Source organism: Gryllotalpicola protaetiae, assembly GCF_003627055.1.
GTDB lineage: Bacteria > Actinomycetota > Actinomycetes > Actinomycetales > Microbacteriaceae > Gryllotalpicola > Gryllotalpicola protaetiae.
This window is the reverse complement of sequence record NZ_CP032624.1, coordinates 2,148,540-2,163,769: the sequence shown is the minus strand read 5'-3', so window position 1 is coordinate 2,163,769 and position 15,230 is coordinate 2,148,540. Positions and strand designations below refer to the sequence as shown.

Genomic DNA, 15,230 nt, shown 5'->3' with positions numbered 1-15,230 from the left:
CATGACTCAACTCGATGCGCCCGCCGCGGCCGACACGCACAACACCGCTCCGACCCGGTTCGTCGAAGCCGGCGACAATACCTTCGCCTACCGCCGGTTCGGGCTTCCGGGTGAGCCGCCTGTGCTGTTCATCCAGCACTTCCGCGGAAACCTCGACAACTTCGATCCCGCGATCACCGACGCCCTGGCCGCGAGCCGGGAGGTGATCCTGTTCGACAACGTCGGAGTCGGCGCCTCAACGGGGAAGGCCCCCAACACGATCGCGGGAATGGCAGCAGACACGGCGCGCTTCGTCCTGGCACTCGGCCTGGCCCAGGTCGACGTGCTGGCCCATTCGATGGGCGGTCAGGTCGCCCAGCAGCTCGCCGCCACGCGCCCCAGCCTGGTCCGCAAGCTGATTCTCGTGGGCACAGGTCCGCGCGGCGGCACCGACATGGTCCGGATGAGCGACTACGCACTGAGCCTGTTCACGATCCCGTTCGAGCCGGCCGACCTCATGTGGATCCCGATCCAGTTCTCCGGCTCGGAGGCGGGCCAGGCCGCCGGCCGTGCCTACCTGAAGCGCATCCGCGCGCGCACCGACCGCGACTCCGACGTCAGCGCCGAGACGGCGATGGCGCATGCCGCCGCGGCCGCGGAATGGGGCCGACCGTACCAGCGACGCGACTACCTGCAGCGGATCACCCACCCCGTGCTCGTCGTCAACGGCAGCGAGGACGTGATCATCCCGACGGTGAACTCCTTCCTGCTGCAGCAGGAGCTGCCGAATGCCGAGCTCGTGATCTACCCGGACTCCAACCACGGGGCGCACTTCCAGTACCACGAGCGATTCGCGGCGACCGTTCTCGAGTTTCTGGACCGCTGACACGCCGCCTGCGCCCCGAACGGGCCGCCGGCCGGACGCGAGGGGATGTCGATGCTGTCACGAAGCAGTCAGAGCGTGCGGCGCACGCTTCCCGCGCCGGCTGCCTTCGCGGCCGCCATCGCGAGCTTCGCGGCGTTCTTCATGGCCGCGGGCGCTCCGACGCCGTTGCTCATCGTCGAGCAGCGGCAGTGGGGATTCTCGTCGGCATCCCTGACCCTGGCGTTCGGCATCTACGCGATCGGGCTGCTGCTCGCCCTGCTCACCGTCGGCGGCCTCTCCGACTATGTCGGACGCCGACCGGTGCTCATCGGCGCGCTCGTGCTGGAGACGGTCGCGTTCATGGTGATGCTGGCCGCGACCGGCATCGAAGCGGTCGTGGTCGCCCGGCTGATCCAGGGCATCGCCACCGGCGCGGCGACCAGTGCGTTCAGCAGCGCGGTGTTCGAGCTCGCCCCGCCCCGTGCACGCGCGATCGCGGCATCCGTCGTCAGCGCCGCCCCCGCGGGCGGCCTCGGCCTTGGTGCCCTGGTGGCCGGCGCGCTCGCCCGCTGGAGCGCGCGCCCCGACGCGATCATGTGGGGCGGGCTGGCGATAGTGACGGTGCTCGGCGCGGTGGCGATGTCCGCCTCCCCGGAGACGATCGCACCGAGGCGCGGTGCCCTCGACTCGCTGCGCCCGACGATCAGCCTTCCTGCCGACGTCCGTGCGCCGTTCCGGCGGGCGGCCCCGACCCTTGTGGCTGCCTGGATGATGGCGGCGCTCTACATGGGGCTCGTGCCCACGATCCTGGGAGCCGCGTTCGGAATCCGGAGCACCTTCGTCGACGGCGCCACGGCGTTCCTCGAACCCGCGGCCGCAGCCGCGGCGACGCTGCTCAGCGCTCGCTTCGCGCCGAGGACGCTGCTGCGGGCGGCCGCGGTGACGACCTCCCTCGGCGCCGTCGTCTTCCTCGCCGGGCTGGCGGCCGGCGCGCTGTGGTTGCTCGACGTGGCGGGGCTCGTCGGCGGGGTCGGCTTCGGCGCCTCGATGGCCGCTGCGATCCGATCCACCATCCCTGGCACGCCCGCGCAGCGTCGCGCCGGAGTGTTCGCCGCGATCTACACGGTGTCGTATCTCGCGTTCGGGGTGCCGACCATCGTCTCCGGCCGACTCGCCGGCGTCTTCGGCCTGATGCCGGTCGTCGTGGTGCTGGCCTCGGTCATCGCCGTGCTCGCGGCCGCAGGGCTCGCCGTCACCTCTCGCGCCGGCGAGCCCGGAGCCGCTAGGACACCACGGCGTGGCCGCCGAGCGCCCACGCCGCAATGAGGGCGGCATATGCCTTCGGGGATTCCTCCCACGCGTTGTGCGAGTTCTCGAGCTCGACGACCCGCGCGTGCGGAAGGGCAGCGGCCACCGCGTGCGGATCTTCGAGCGAAAGGTACGGGTCGTTCTTGGCCGCGAGGAACTGCACCGGCGTCTGAATATCCGGCAGCAGACCGCTGAGCTCTTCAAGCTCTTCCGGGTAGCGCCGGACGTACGCGATCGAGTCGACGAACCGACGACCCGCATATGAGGCCACGTAGTCGTCGACCACGAAATCCGGGACGTCGTAGCCGGGGATGCCTCTGACCGCGCCACTGACGATCTCGGCGGGGTCCGCGCCGGCGAAGGCCTCAAGGGAGGGCGCGTCGATGAAGTCCTTGAGGAGTCCGGTCACCCGCAGCGGGAACGCAGCCGCGCCGCCCCCGACCTGGATGCTCGTGAACGTCCCGGGGTGCAGCGCTTCAGCGAACAGGAGAGCCGCCGTTCCGATGTCGGGGCCCACGGCGTGCGCCTTCCAGATGCCGAGCGCGTCGGTGACGAGTTGCAGGAATTCGCCGACGGCACGCGGGCTGTAGAGATCGGCCCGCCCGTCCGAGAGGCCGAAGCCCGGCAGGTCGATGGCCGTGATCGAGAAGTGCCCGGTCAGGTAGGGCCACGAGGGCGCGTATGCGTAGATGCTCTCCGGCCACGGGCTGAGGAGCACCAGCGGCACTCCCGCAGGACTGCCGCCTCGCACGTAGCGGATCGAGAGTCCGTCTATCTCGATCCGTTCGGCCTCGGACGGCATCGGGATCTGGTCCATCCCGGCCTCGGTCATTGACATGGCGTCTGCCTTTCTCTCGGTGCGTGTGGGGGCGCGAAGCCGATCCGGTCGATGGCACGCATCATGGCTGCGCGGCGCCTCGGTCGCGTTCGAGGAGCTCGCCGAGTGCCGCGTCGATCTGCGCGTTGCAGCTCGGAGTGAGTCCGAAGAGGCTCGCGTGGCCGAAGTCGTCGTCGATCTCGAGGAAGCGGCTGCCCGGCACCAGCGCGCCCTGCGGCTCGACCTCGACCGGCGGGAACATCATGTCGCTTCTGATCGCCATCACCGTGGTGGCGGCGCTGACCCGTCCCAGCGCTGCCGCGAGGTCGCCGTCCGTGTGACGGCTGACGTCGGCGCGGCTCCACTTGCTGGCCTGGCTGATCAGGTCGTTCGCATCCATGGGGGCGAGGGATGCGCCCAGGAACCCTGACAGGAAACCCTGGAACGAGTCGAAGCCGAAGCCGCGCCAGTGCTCCTTCAGCCAGACCTCCCGCCCCACCAGCTGGAGCCCGAACAGCCACGAAAGGCGACTGAGGCCCTCCTTCACGGCATCCGCGCCGACGTAATCGCCGTTCGCGTACGTCACATCGGATGTCAGCGCGTCGGTCATCACCTGAGTCCAGATGATCTGCCGCGGGAGGACGCGTGCGGTTCCCGCGATGACGCCGAGCCGCTCGACGCGCTCGGGGTACCGCACGGCCCACTCATAGGCCTGCATCGCCCCCATGGAGGCGCCGAAGACGAGGGCGATGCGCTCGACGCCGAGGTTGTCGCGCAGCAGCCGTTCCTGAGCGACCACGTCGTCGCCGATGCTGACCAGTGGGAACGCGCCAGCGCGGTTATGGGGCGACGTTCCCAGCCCGCTGCCGATCTGGTTCACCAGCACGATGAAATACTTCTCGGGGTCCAGAGCCCGCCCGGCACCGACGTACGCGTCACGCATCACCCCGTGGGTCCCGGAGAACCAGGTGGGGATCAGCACCACGTTGTCTTTCGCCGGGTTGAGCTCTCCGACGGTCTGATACGCGAGCTCCACGTTCGACAGGGTCACGCCGCTCTCGAGCTCCAGGTCGCCGATGCCCGCGAGCTGGAAAGGCCCGTGCACGGCCTCGGTGTAATAGGGGTTCTCGACAACCATTTCGTGTCCTCTTGCGCGGGGTGAGCCGGATTGCGGATGGGATGACGTGCGTCGCGGCCGCTTACGCGGGAGCCGGCTTGCGATCCGGAACGAACGCGTACTTTCGGGCGAAGAGGGTGGCGATCACGGTCGGGATCATCAGGATGACTCCGGTGATCGCCAGCCCCTCCGACCCGGCGCCGGCGAGCGCCAGGCCCCCCACGATCCCGCCGACCGCGATTCCCAGATTGAAGACGGTGACGACGAGCGCCATCGCGGTGTCGCCGTCCTTGTCGGCGGAGCGGGTGGCCGCGGTGATGAAGAGGGAGGTGGAGCCGCCGAATGCGAGTCCCCACAGTGCCGAGGAGATGTACACGACGGCCAGCGATTCGAAGCCGACGGCCAATCCGATCGCGGTGACGGTGAACAGCACCATGGCGGCCACGACGAGTTTGCGATGGTGCAGGTCGATGAGGGCGCCGACGGCGAGAAGCGCGACGAGCGAGCCGACGCCGAAGGTGAAGAGGACGCCGGTCAACGCCTGCCCGTAGTGGAAGCCGATCAGATAGTTGGCGATGTAGGTGTACAGCTCGTTGTGCACGATCACCCATCCGGCAAGGACCAGGAGGACGATGACGACGCCCGGGTGAGCCAGGGTGCGGCGCACCGACGGCTTCTCGCCGGGCGCGGCTGCCGGGTCAAGATTCGGGACCGTCGCGAGCATCCATACGATCAGGCCGACGGACATGACGACGACGCCCCAGAAGTTCCAGCGCCAGTCGAGTCGAGTGGCCACGAACGTCCCGATGGGCACGCCGATGGTCAGCGCGACCGGCGCGCCTCCCAGCGCGATCGTGACGGCGCGCGCCTGGGCGCCCGCAGGAGAGATCCGAGCCGCGATCCCGCCCACATTCGCGTACACGAGAGCAGCGCCGACTCCGGCGACGAATCGTGCGACGAGCGTCACGTCGAAATTCGCGGAAGCCGCCGTGACCGCGTTCGCGATCGCAAACGTGCCGAGCGCCGCGATGACGACGTCGCGGCGCTTCCATTTCGCGAGCAGTTGGTTGATCGGGATCGCCGCGAGCGCCGAGCCGAGGGCGTAGACGGTCAGGATCTGCCCAGCGAGGGAAGGTGTGACGCCCATGTCGGCGCTGAACTGCGGCAGGATTCCGGCTGGCAGCGTCTCGATGAGCATGCCGATGAGGCCCGCGGTGAACAGCGCCAGGAGCTGCACCCACGGCAGCCCCGCCCGCCTCGCCACAGGCCGCTTCATCGCAGCTGCCTGCCCGATGCCCGAGCACGGCGCGCCGATGACGACGGCGATCGTGCCCGTCATCTCGTTACTCGATCCGCCTGACTCCGCGCCGCCGTCCATGCTCATGGGAGTGGTCATGACCCCTCGCTCTCCTTGCTCGCGTCGTCTGCACTGCCGGAGCTTCACCGTCCCGCGTTCGGGGGACGCACGGCATCCCTTGAACGAACTATTCGTTAGCTGAGACGGCCGTTCACCAGGCACTAGGCTTCAGGTGTTCCCACCCCAGGGAACCCACCCGCAGATGCGATGGCGTCGGTTTCCCGACCGTTCCGCCATCGGCCCGTGCCTGAGAACAGGAGCGGTGATATTGGACCCCACGACGGAGCCAGTCGGGCAAATGCCCTCCGACGCCGCGCTCGTGGGCGCACCGCCTGAGAACGGCTTCGCGGTCGGTCCGACCTCGCCGGAGCCGCTGCGGGGCCGTGACGCCCTGCTGTCGATCTTTCGCAGGCGCCTTGAGGCGGTACGCGCCGGGAGCAGCTCGGTCCTCGTGCTCGAGGGTGGCGCCGGAATCGGGAAGACCCGTGCCCTGAGGGCCGCGGCGGAGCTCGCAGCGCACGCCGGGCTGCAGGTCGGCGTCGGTCGTGCGGTGCCGGGTGCGCAGACGATTCCGATGGGCCCGCTGTTCGCCGCGCTCTTCGAAGGGCCCAGTCCGCTGATCGGCCTCGGCGAGCGGGCGCGACTGCGCTACCTGCCGGAGCAGCGCTATTGGCTCCTGGACGAGCTGGAGTCGCTGTTCGAGCGCAGCGCGTTGAACCGCCCGCTCGTCCTCGTGCTCGACGATCTGCAATGGGCAGACAGCGGAACGCTCCTGGCGCTCAGAACGCTGCCCACCCGACTGGCCAGCGTGCCGATCGTGTGGGTGCTGGCGTTTCGCTCGACGGAGATCTCGCCCGAGCTGCGATCGCTCATCGACAGCCTCGTGAGCGACGGCGCATCGCGGGTCGTCCTCGGACCTCTCGACGAGCCCGCTATGGGGCAAGTGATCGCCGACCTCACGGGGGCCGGACCGGACTCCGCGCTGATGCAGATGGCGGCACTCACGCACGGCATCCCGTTTCTGCTCATCCAGCTGATCCGCGGTCTCGAAGAGGAAGCACTCATCCGAGTCGAGGCAGACCGCGTGCGGCTCCTGGAGGACCGCCTGCCGGCCCGCATCGGTGAGAGCATGCGCGAGCGACTGGCCCGCATGCCCGAGCTGACGCGCAAGGTGGCGCGCGCCGCCTCGGTGCTCGGAAGGACGCTCACCGTCGGGCAACTCTCGGCAATGACGGGTGAGAGCGCAGTATCGCTGCTGGCCCCTGTGGACGAGCTGCTGGCAGCGGATGTCCTCGCGGAGTCCGGGGATCGACTCGCGTTCGGACACGACCTGCTCCGCGAGGCGGTTCGGGGCGCCCTGCCGGCGAGCGCGCTGCGGGCCCTCGAGCGCCAGGCCGTCGACGTGTTGCTGGCGGCCGGCTCACCCGCCGTGGAGATCGCGGCGCAGCTTGCGGCCAGCGCGGAGCCGGGCGACTATGTCGCAGTCGAGACCCTGCAAAGCGCGGCGAGTGCGCTCGCGAGGTCGGACCCGGACGCCGCGGCCGATCTCAGCCGGCGGGCGCTCGAGCTTGCCGGGCCGCGGCATCCTGCTCGGGTCGCGCTCGTCACGCAGACGGTGCTGCATCTTCACGCCGCTGGGCGCGTTCGCGAGGGCAAGGCGTTCGCCGACGACGTCCTGCGGCAGGCGCTGACGGCCGAGCAGGAAGCGGAGGTGCTCCTCGGCATCGCCAACATGTACGGGCTCTCGGCCGACCTTCGAGCGGAAGCCGGCGTTCGGGCGCTCGCCCTGCCCGACCTGCCGGACAGGCTGCGGACCCGGCATCTCGCATACCTCGCGCACAACCGCACCACCGGCGGGCGGCCGGAGGAAGCCGCCGCCCTGATGCCTGAGTTGCGCGCGGCGGTCAAGCGCATGGGCGATGTGCCGGCCCGATACGCGCTCGAGCTCGTGGAAAGCGGTCTGCACTACCTCAAGAGCGACTTCAGCGACGCCTGTCGCTGGATCGAGGCGTGCGTTCGAACCAGCGCCGACCTCGCCGAGCCCAGCCGGACCGTGCTCGTTCAGTACTGGTGCGCCGAGGTCTGGAGCGTGCTCGACCGACACGATGACGCGCTGTCGCTCACTTCGGGGGCTCTGACCGCGGCCCAGAACGACCGGCAGGTCTGGGGCTCGTTCCTGTTCGAGGGCGGACTCGGGCGCCATCTCTTTCAGGTCGGCCGTCTCGAGGATGCCGCGGCCGCGCTCGAACCGGCGGTCGAAGTCGCCGAGCACGTCTCCCAGTCCAGCGTTCTCGACGCCGCCGCGGCGGCGGCGCTCGGCCAGGTCGCCCTGCACACTGGCGACAGCGCACGTCTCGCGCAGTGCCTGGCCTTCACCGAGCACCTTCGGCGCGACGGAACGCCGGCGGTGAAGCGTCACGCCGCCTGGCTCTCGGCGCTCGCCGCGATCTCCCAGGGCGACGTCGGCCGGGCCCACCTCGAGGCCCTCGAACTCGGCGGATCGGACCGCGACTGGATGGAGTCCCGGCTGCCTCTCGACGTGACGGACGAGGTCAACCTGATGCGCATCGGCCTCGCCTGCGGCGACACAGAACTCGCCGACCGCGCGCTCACCGCCGCCCAGGACCGGGCGCGCCGGAACCCGGGAGTGGCGACGATCGTCGGGATTGCTGCGCACTGCCAGGGCCTGCGCCACGGCGACCGCGAGGCGCTCGATGCGGCCGTCGCCCACCTCGAGGGATGCCCGCGCCCGCTCGCGCTGGCGTCGGCACTGGAAGACGCGGGCCGGCTTGCGATGAGTCAGGGCTGGGCCGACCTGGCCGTGGACTCACTCAGCAGGGCGCTTCGGCTCTACGCCGACCACGGCGCCTCCAGCGATGCGGCGCGAGCGCGCGGGCTGCTGCGCGGGCTCGGCGTCCGCCGCCGCTTGAACACCGCCACGCGGCCTGCGTCGGGATGGGAAGGGCTCACGGAGTCCGAAGTCGCGGTCGTCCGCCTCGTGGCGCGAGGGTTGACGAACCGGGAGGTCGCAGAGCGCCTGTATCTCTCTGTGCACACCGTCGCGGCACACCTCCGCAACGCCTTCGCGAAGCTCTCCATCAAGTCCCGCGTCGAGCTCGCCCATCTCGAGGCTCTCGAGTCGGCCAGACAGACGAAACCCCCGGATCCGCATGATTCCGGGGGTCTTGGTAGCTGAGGCGGGACTCGAACCCGCGACCTCACGATTATGAGTCGTGCGCGCCAGTCGCTAGCCCGGAAATCCAGGCCTGCGCGCAAGAAGCCGCGGAGTTTTGGGCCTTCCTGATGACAGGAGATCAGTTCTGCATCAGGACATGCCTGACAGTTGATGTGTCAGGACATCGCTGACACTTCGCCGCTCAGAGGCACCGGCGGATGGGGCCGAGAGGCCTGCCGTTGCTGACGTGCTTGACGCCGGCGTCGGGCCAGGGGGGCTCGATCAGGAGCGTGTCTTTCAGGTCGAAGATCATGACTGAGGGTCCGGAGTCCATGGCGGCGACCATCTCTTCGGCGTGAGCTCGGCCGATGCCCAAGCGGGTGCCGCGGAACTCGACGGCGCCGATGTTCGTCTTCTTCTTCACCCGGATCTCGTCCGAGAGCGCCACGACCGGCGCCAAGGGCGCGACCGGCCGCGGAGCTGCGACCTTCGGCGCGGCCTCCCACGCCTGCTGCGGAGCGACCCGGCCGGGCAGCCCTTGATGCGGGCGCCCTGCGCCTGCTCGCGACCGGCGGATTCCAGGCCACGTCGTTCTCGAACGTTCTCAAGCTGACCGGCGCCCCGCGCGGCTCGATCTACCACCACTTCCCCGGCGGCAAGGACGAGCTCGTCATCGCGGCGCTTGACCTCGCCGAGGCGAACGCGGCGGCCGCCCTGACGGCCGTCGGCGGCACGACGCCCACCGACGTCGCCGACGCCTTCCTCGAGATGTGGCGCCAACTGCTCGTGCAGACGGATTGCGGTGCCGGCTGCTCGGTGCTCGGCGTCACCGTCTCGGCGAACTCGCCGGACGTCCTCGAGCGCGCGGCCGAGATCTTCCGCGAGTGGCGCGCGAGTCTCGCGCAGCGGCTGGCGGATGCCGGGCTCGAGCCCCCGGCCGCAGAGCCGTTCGCCGTGCTGCTCATCGCAGGGGCAGAGGGCGCCGTCGTGCTGAGCCGGGCCGAGAAGAGCATCGATCCGTTCGACACGGTCGCGGCCGAGCTGCGGGCGCACCTCGCGGCGCTCCAGGCGTCGTAGCCGACGCGGCCGCTCAGGCGGCGAGGTGCGACTGCAGCAGCCAACGGTCCTTGACGAGACCGCGCTCGATGCCGATCACGATGTCCTGGCTGTTGAGGTCGACCTCGTCGAGCCCCTCGACCGCAGCACGCACGGTCACCAGTGCGGCGTCGATCTGGGCGACGACCTGCGTCACCGTGACCTTCCAGTCCTGGAAGCCATCGCTCAACGCGGGCAGCGTCGCCTTCGCGGCGACGGTCTCCAAACGGGAATCCACCGGGAGGCCCAAAGCGACAACGCGCTCGGCCGAGTCATCCGCGAACTCCTGCGCATGATCGACGAGCTGGTCGAGCAACTCATGGATCGCGATGAAATCGGCGCCCCGCACATTCCAGTGCGCCTGCTTGCCGTTCACGACGAGCGCCTCCAGATCGATGACGACGGGGGCGAGGAACTGCGCGACACCGGCGGCGAGCTCAGGCGTGGTGGCGCCGGCCGCCTGCGCGGAAACGGGGGTCTCGGTGGACATCGGTTCTCCTTCGTTCAACTCACGTGATGCGAAAGGTCAGGCAAAGCGTTCAGCCCGGCAAGGCGGGACTGCAGGACGTCGTAGAGAGCAGTGATGTGCGCGCTGCCTGCGCAGCCCACCCACATGATGACCGATTGATCGGATGCCTGGGAAGATCCCCCTTCAACACCCGCCGCCCCCGGCATCCATTCGCCCACCCACCCGGCGACCGCTGTTGCGAGCGCCTCGCCGTGCGCCGCGAACGCCAGCGGGCGGATCGCGCTCGACCGCAGCACACGGGGCAACCACGTCACCGTGACGCGGCTCGGGGCATCGAGCGGGGTGACGTCGCGCTCGTCGAGCACCTCGATGTACACCTGACCGTACGCATCGTCGGGCAGCAGCGCGAGCACATGCTGGATCGCCGTCAGATCGGCGAGGTCGCCGGCGATGAACACACGGTCACGCAAGCGAGCGCGGTGACGGGAACCCATGTACATGAGCATAGGTTAGGCAACCCTTACTGGGAAGAGGCCGGGCGCAGGGCCGAGGCGACCAGCCCCGAGAACGCGACCATCACCAGGACGATCAGCAGGGAGTGCAGGATCCCGACCCGCTCGGCCAGGAAGCCGATGACGGGAGGGCCGACCAGGGAGCCCGCGTAGCCGATCGCGGCGACTACCGCGATGCGCGCGGCCGCACGCTCGGCGCTGTCGCCGGCCGCCGACATTGCCACGGGGAACCCGAGTGCGACCCCCAGCCCCCACAGCACCGACCCGGCGAATGCGGCCCAGACGTCCGGCACGAGGATGAAGATCAGGATGCCGGCGACGGCCAGACCCGCGGACGCGCGCACGGCCGCCTCGCGCCCGAGCAGCCCGACCACGGGAACGCCGAACAGGCGGGCGACCACGATCGCGAGCGTGAACACGGTCGTCGCGAGTGCCGCCGTCCCCACGCGGGCCCCATGGCCGTCGACCATGCCGAGCGCGAGCCAGTCGTTGGCCGAGCCGTTCGCGAAGGACATTCCGAGAACGACGATGCCGATCGCGAGGGTGCGCGGCTCGCGCCACGCCGAGCCCGGTCGGTCGCGCCGATGATCGGTCGGCCGCGGTGCGACGACCGGTTCATCGCGCGCGAGCGAGCCCGTCGCGATCACCGCGGCCACGGCGAGCACGACGGCGGCGACCGTCAGCTGCGGCCCAGCGCCGACCCCGGCGGACGCGGCCGCGGCGCCAGTGAGCGCCCCGAGCACGCCGCCCACGCTGTACGAGGCGTGGAACCACGGCATCTGCGGCCTGCCGGACGCCGTCTCCACGGCGGCAGCCTCGACGTTCATGACCACGTTGCAGCATCCGTTGCCCGCTCCGATCAGCAGCACGCCGAAGAACGCGATCCGGATGTCGGGGGCGAACCCGGTCGCGACGCCCACGATCAGGACGCCGGCCGACGTGCCGACGAGCGAGGTCATCATCACGATCCATGCGGGGAAGCGCACCCCCGCGCGACTGCCGACCAGGAATCCGACGATCGAGCCCACGGCGATGCCGAGCGCGAGGAATCCCATCTCCGCCGTCGACGCACCGAGCTGTTCGCGCGCGCTCGGCACACGCGACAGCCAGCTGGTCAGGCCGCAGCCCGCGATCGCGAAGACGACGATGACGGCGATGCGCCTGCTGCGGAGTCGCGGTGCGGTCAGAGCCGGATTTCCTGCCCCGACTCGGCGGAGGCGTAGATGCTCTCGAGGATCTTCGTCAGCTCGGCCCCGTGCGACACCGGTGCGATGCTCTCGGCCTTCCCCTGGATGGCGTCGATGAAGTTCCCGATCTCATTGGCGAACGCCCGGTCGCCCTCGAAGGTCAGCGATGAGATCTGCGGGACGAGGTTGACGACCGAGCCGTACTTCTCGGTCGCGATCTCGAGCTGCGGCTCGAGCTCCGCACCGCCCTTCTCGCCGAACACGGAGACGCCGATCGAATCCCTCACGGCGTGCAGCGAGTAGCTCGCCTCGACGAGCATCGATGCACCGTTGTCGAATCTGACCAGCGCGTTCACCATGTCCTCCACGCCGTTCGCCTCGGGGTCGTAGTCCGAGACCTGCCAGCGCGGCAGTGTCGTGATGTGAGCGCGGTTCCCCAGGCGACTGTAAAGGTTGGCGCTCACCGAGATCGCATTGGGCGCGCCCATCAGATACCAGCACAGGTCGATCACGTGGATGCCGATGTCGATCAGGGGACCGCCGCCGGAGATCGCCTTGTCGGCGAACCAGCCGCCCGGGTTGCCGACACGGCGAATGACGCTGGCGCGGGCGTAGTAGATATCGCCGAGATCGCCGTTGTCGATGAACGACTTCAGCACCTCCGCATTCGGCGAGTGCCTGCGCACGAAGCCGACCTGCAGCACGCGGCCGCTCGCTGCCACCGCGCGCTCCATCTGGATGGCTTCGGCGTAGCTGCGACTCATCGGCTTCTCGACGAGCACATGCTTCCCCGCCTCGAGGGCGGCGATGGCCCAGCGCGCGTGGCTGTCGTTCCAGGTGCAGATGCTCACGGCGTCGACCTCGGGGTCGGCGAGCAGCTCGTTGGGGTCGCCGTACGCCCGGCGCACGCCGTAGGTGTCGGCCGCGGATTGCGCGCGATCGAGATTCAGATCGCTGACCGCGACGAGTTCGGCCTCAGGGTTCGCCGAGTAGGCGGTGAGATGCGCTTGCGCGATCGCACCCGTGCCGATCACGCCGATGTTCACGCGGGTCACGTGGTCGTCCTTTCCGTTGCAGTGATGGGGTGACGGATGCCGGGACTGCCGTCACGGTTCAGGCCGCAGCGAGCAGACGCGCGGCGTTCGCGAGGCCGCGCTCGATGCCGAGCAGGCAGTCCTCGGCGCCTTCGAACTCGATCGACGCATAGCCCTCGTAGCCGGCCTCCGTGATCGACCGCGCCACCGACCCGAGGTCGAGATCGCCGTTGCCGACGATCGCACCGCGCAGATAGCGGCCGCCCCTGCTGCGGAACCAGCCCTCGCCCGGGTCGACGTCGCGGACGTAGAAGTCCTTGAGGTGGATGACCATCGCGTACGGCAGGTTCTGGGGCACGACGACGGCGGGGTCCTCGTCGACGCAGACGAAGTTGCCGACGTCGAGGGTCGTGAGGAAGTTCGGCTCGTCCACGGCGTGCACGATGCGGCGGATGCGGTCAGCCGACTGCACGAAGAATCCGTGGTTCTCGACGCTGGTGGCCACGCCCTTGGTCGCCGCATACCGCGCGACCTGCTTCGATCCGGCGACGATCGGCTCGATGGCGGCCTCGAACAGCGGGGTGTCGTCGCCCGGCAGCGCGCCGTGCGCCACCACGTCGTGCCGCAGGCGCGTGATCCCGAGGCGTTCGGCGAGGTCGACGTATGCTTCGACCCGCGCGACCGCCGCCCCCACGTCGGCGCCGCCCGGCGCCCAGAATTCGGCGTGCATCGCGAGGTTCGACAGGTCGACGCCGGCGGATTCCGCAGCGGCGCGCACCCGGTCGACATAACCAGGGTCCGACGCCAGGTTGGGGATCGGCGATGCCGGATCATCGGCGAGCACCGCCAGCTCAAGGTGTTCCGCGCGGCTGTGCGCGACCCACTCGATCACATCGAACAGGTCCATGTCGCCGCTCGCGAGTCGCTGCTGAAAGCTGTATGAGCTCACGCCGAGAGCGATCCGGTTCGCCACGGTGGTCCTCTCATCGCAGTGGTCGAAGGAATCCGTCGCGCAGGTGCAGGGTCGAGCGCACTCGCAAAGACGAACTGAGAACTTTCTAGACGATTCTGCGTCGATGCGCTAGCTTCCTCTTCAAGCCGGACGGCCTGGCGCGTGAACGAGGGAGACGAGTGGGCAGCCCCAGTGCGCTACGCAAGCTGAATGACCGGGTCGCGCTGTACGCGCTGCTCGAGTCGGGCCCACTGTCGCGCCATGAGCTCGAATCGGCTGCCAGCGTCTCCCGCCCGGCCGCCGCTGAGCTGCTGCGCCGCCTCGAGGAATCCGGGCTAGCGCGCCGCGCCGGCCACCGCCCGGGCGGCCCAGGGCCGCAGGCGCAGCTCTGGACGATCAACGAGCGCGCCGCGTTCGCCGCCGGCGTCGACGTGAGCGACACCGGGCTGGACGCCGTGATCTCCGACTTGGGGGGCACTCCGCTCGGCGAGGCGAAGACCACCGTCGAGCCGGGCGAGGACCCTGTGCACGCGGTCAAGCGGCTGCTCACCGCGACGGCCAGGCGCGCAGGCATCCGCCGCTCGGAGATCCGGCAGGTCGCGGTCGGCATCAGCGGATCCGTCGATCCAGAGAGCGGCACGCTGAGCCACGCCGAGCACATCGCGGAGTGGACCGGGTTCGACGTCGCCGCCCGGCTGTCCGAGACGCTCGGCGTGCCGGTCACCGTCGAGAACGACGTCAAGCTGGTGCTCAGCGACGAGGCGCGCCGCGGCAGAGCGGTCGGCTGCGACGAGGTGCTGCTGCTCTGGATGGGGCACGGCATCTCGATCGCCGCGATCACGGGCGGCCGACTGCAGCGGGGCTTCCACGGCAGCGCCGGGGAGATGACGTTCGTCAGGGTCGGCCCCGACGGGCCGTTCGCCGGGCGGCTGCTCGCGACGGAGGGCGTGCTCGAGCTGGCGCGTTCGCACGGACTGTGGGCGAGCGATCCGGTGGAGCTGCTCGAGTCGGCTCGCGGCGCCGAGAACCGCGCCGAGGCCATCGGCGGATTCCTCACCGCGTTCGCCGGCCGCATCGTCGACGTCCTCGCGCCGCCGGTCGCGCTGATCGACCCCGAGCTCGTCATTCTCGGCGGTGAGATCGGCGTCGCAGGAGGCGCCGACCTCGCCGAGCTGGTGCGGAACCGCCTGCACGAGCTGCTCGCCCTGAGGCCGCGCGTCGTAGCCGGCACGGGCCATGCGAACGCGGTGCGGCAGGGTGCCCTGGACGACGCGCTCGAACGGCTGCGACAGGCGGTCTTCGACAACGCTCGTGACATCAGGGCATCGTAAATGTAACACATTCGAAATAATGTTCGACTAAA

The 15,230-nt window shown here is 69.8% G+C and carries 14 protein-coding genes and 1 pseudogene; 6 read left to right on the top strand and 9 right to left on the bottom strand.

Features of this window, described 5'->3' with window-relative positions; genetic code table 11:
* The first annotated feature begins 1 nt into the window (after nt 1).
* Both D7I44_RS10595 and D7I44_RS10590 read left to right on the top strand, forming a co-directional pair.
* On the top strand, nt 2-865 hold the full coding sequence (locus tag D7I44_RS10595; RefSeq protein ID WP_120789472.1) for an alpha/beta fold hydrolase: 864 nt from the start codon (nt 2-4) through the stop codon (nt 863-865).
* A 51-nt stretch (nt 866-916) separates the two neighbouring features.
* On the top strand, nt 917-2,170 hold the full coding sequence (locus D7I44_RS10590; RefSeq protein ID WP_162940218.1) for an MFS transporter: 1,254 nt from the start codon (nt 917-919) through the stop codon (nt 2,168-2,170).
* On the opposite strand, the gene D7I44_RS10585 is transcribed toward D7I44_RS10590, so the two are convergent.
* The 3 genes from D7I44_RS10585 to D7I44_RS10575 form a co-directional block, all read right to left on the bottom strand.
* A complete protein-coding gene (locus tag D7I44_RS10585) occupies nt 2,127-2,990 on the bottom strand; it encodes an alpha/beta fold hydrolase (protein ID WP_162940217.1) in 864 nt (287 codons plus the stop codon). The two genes, D7I44_RS10590 and D7I44_RS10585, sit on opposite strands and share 44 nt — an antisense overlap.
* 61 nt (nt 2,991-3,051) lie before the next feature.
* Entirely contained in the window at nt 3,052-4,107 is a 1,056-nt protein-coding gene (locus tag D7I44_RS10580) for an alpha/beta fold hydrolase (protein WP_120789469.1), read from the bottom strand.
* A gap of 61 nt (nt 4,108-4,168) precedes the next feature.
* Nucleotides 4,169-5,482: an MFS transporter gene (locus D7I44_RS10575; protein WP_120789468.1), complete on the bottom strand. Its 1,314-nt coding sequence runs from the start codon at nt 5,480-5,482 to the stop codon at nt 4,169-4,171.
* Nucleotides 5,483-5,741: 259 nt separating this feature from the next.
* Between D7I44_RS10575 and D7I44_RS10570 the strand changes: the two genes are divergently transcribed.
* The gene (locus D7I44_RS10570) at nt 5,742-8,639 is read left to right on the top strand and encodes an ATP-binding protein (protein WP_162940216.1); all 2,898 of its coding nucleotides are present in this window, start codon (nt 5,742-5,744) and stop codon (nt 8,637-8,639) included.
* A gap of 181 nt (nt 8,640-8,820) precedes the next feature.
* Here D7I44_RS10570 and D7I44_RS18590 read toward each other — a convergent pair whose 3' ends face one another.
* Nucleotides 8,821-9,066 (bottom strand): hypothetical protein, encoded by a 246-nt coding sequence (locus D7I44_RS18590; RefSeq protein WP_162940215.1) that lies wholly within the window; start codon nt 9,064-9,066, stop codon nt 8,821-8,823.
* A 32-nt stretch (nt 9,067-9,098) separates the two neighbouring features.
* Here D7I44_RS18590 and D7I44_RS18745 point away from each other — a divergent pair.
* Nucleotides 9,099-9,239: pseudogene (locus D7I44_RS18745) on the top strand (hypothetical protein); the annotation flags it as partial.
* A gap of 147 nt (nt 9,240-9,386) precedes the next feature.
* On the top strand, nt 9,387-9,695 hold the full coding sequence (locus tag D7I44_RS18585) for an LmrA/YxaF family transcription factor (protein WP_245979532.1): 309 nt from the start codon (nt 9,387-9,389) through the stop codon (nt 9,693-9,695).
* Between the two features lie 13 nt (nt 9,696-9,708).
* Here the strand turns inward: D7I44_RS18585 and D7I44_RS10550 are convergent, their stop codons facing one another.
* The 5 genes from D7I44_RS10550 to D7I44_RS10530 form a co-directional block, all read right to left on the bottom strand.
* Nucleotides 9,709-10,203: a Dps family protein gene (locus D7I44_RS10550; RefSeq protein WP_120789464.1), complete on the bottom strand. Its 495-nt coding sequence runs from the start codon at nt 10,201-10,203 to the stop codon at nt 9,709-9,711.
* Between the two features lie 14 nt (nt 10,204-10,217).
* Nucleotides 10,218-10,676: an SIP domain-containing protein gene (locus D7I44_RS10545; protein WP_162940214.1), complete on the bottom strand. Its 459-nt coding sequence runs from the start codon at nt 10,674-10,676 to the stop codon at nt 10,218-10,220.
* A gap of 26 nt (nt 10,677-10,702) precedes the next feature.
* Complete coding sequence (locus D7I44_RS10540; RefSeq protein WP_120789462.1) at nt 10,703-11,791, bottom strand: MFS transporter; 1,089 nt, start codon at nt 11,789-11,791, stop codon at nt 10,703-10,705.
* Between the two features lie 86 nt (nt 11,792-11,877).
* Nucleotides 11,878-12,936 (bottom strand): Gfo/Idh/MocA family protein, encoded by a 1,059-nt coding sequence (locus D7I44_RS10535; protein ID WP_120789461.1) that lies wholly within the window; start codon nt 12,934-12,936, stop codon nt 11,878-11,880.
* 58 nt (nt 12,937-12,994) lie between these two features.
* Nucleotides 12,995-13,888 (bottom strand): sugar phosphate isomerase/epimerase family protein, encoded by an 894-nt coding sequence (locus D7I44_RS10530; protein WP_245979531.1) that lies wholly within the window; start codon nt 13,886-13,888, stop codon nt 12,995-12,997.
* A gap of 158 nt (nt 13,889-14,046) precedes the next feature.
* Between D7I44_RS10530 and D7I44_RS10525 the strand changes: the two genes are divergently transcribed.
* Nucleotides 14,047-15,198, top strand: coding sequence for an ROK family protein (locus tag D7I44_RS10525; protein ID WP_162940213.1), 1,152 nt, complete (start codon nt 14,047-14,049; stop codon nt 15,196-15,198).
* Nucleotides 15,199-15,230: the final 32 nt, after the last annotated feature.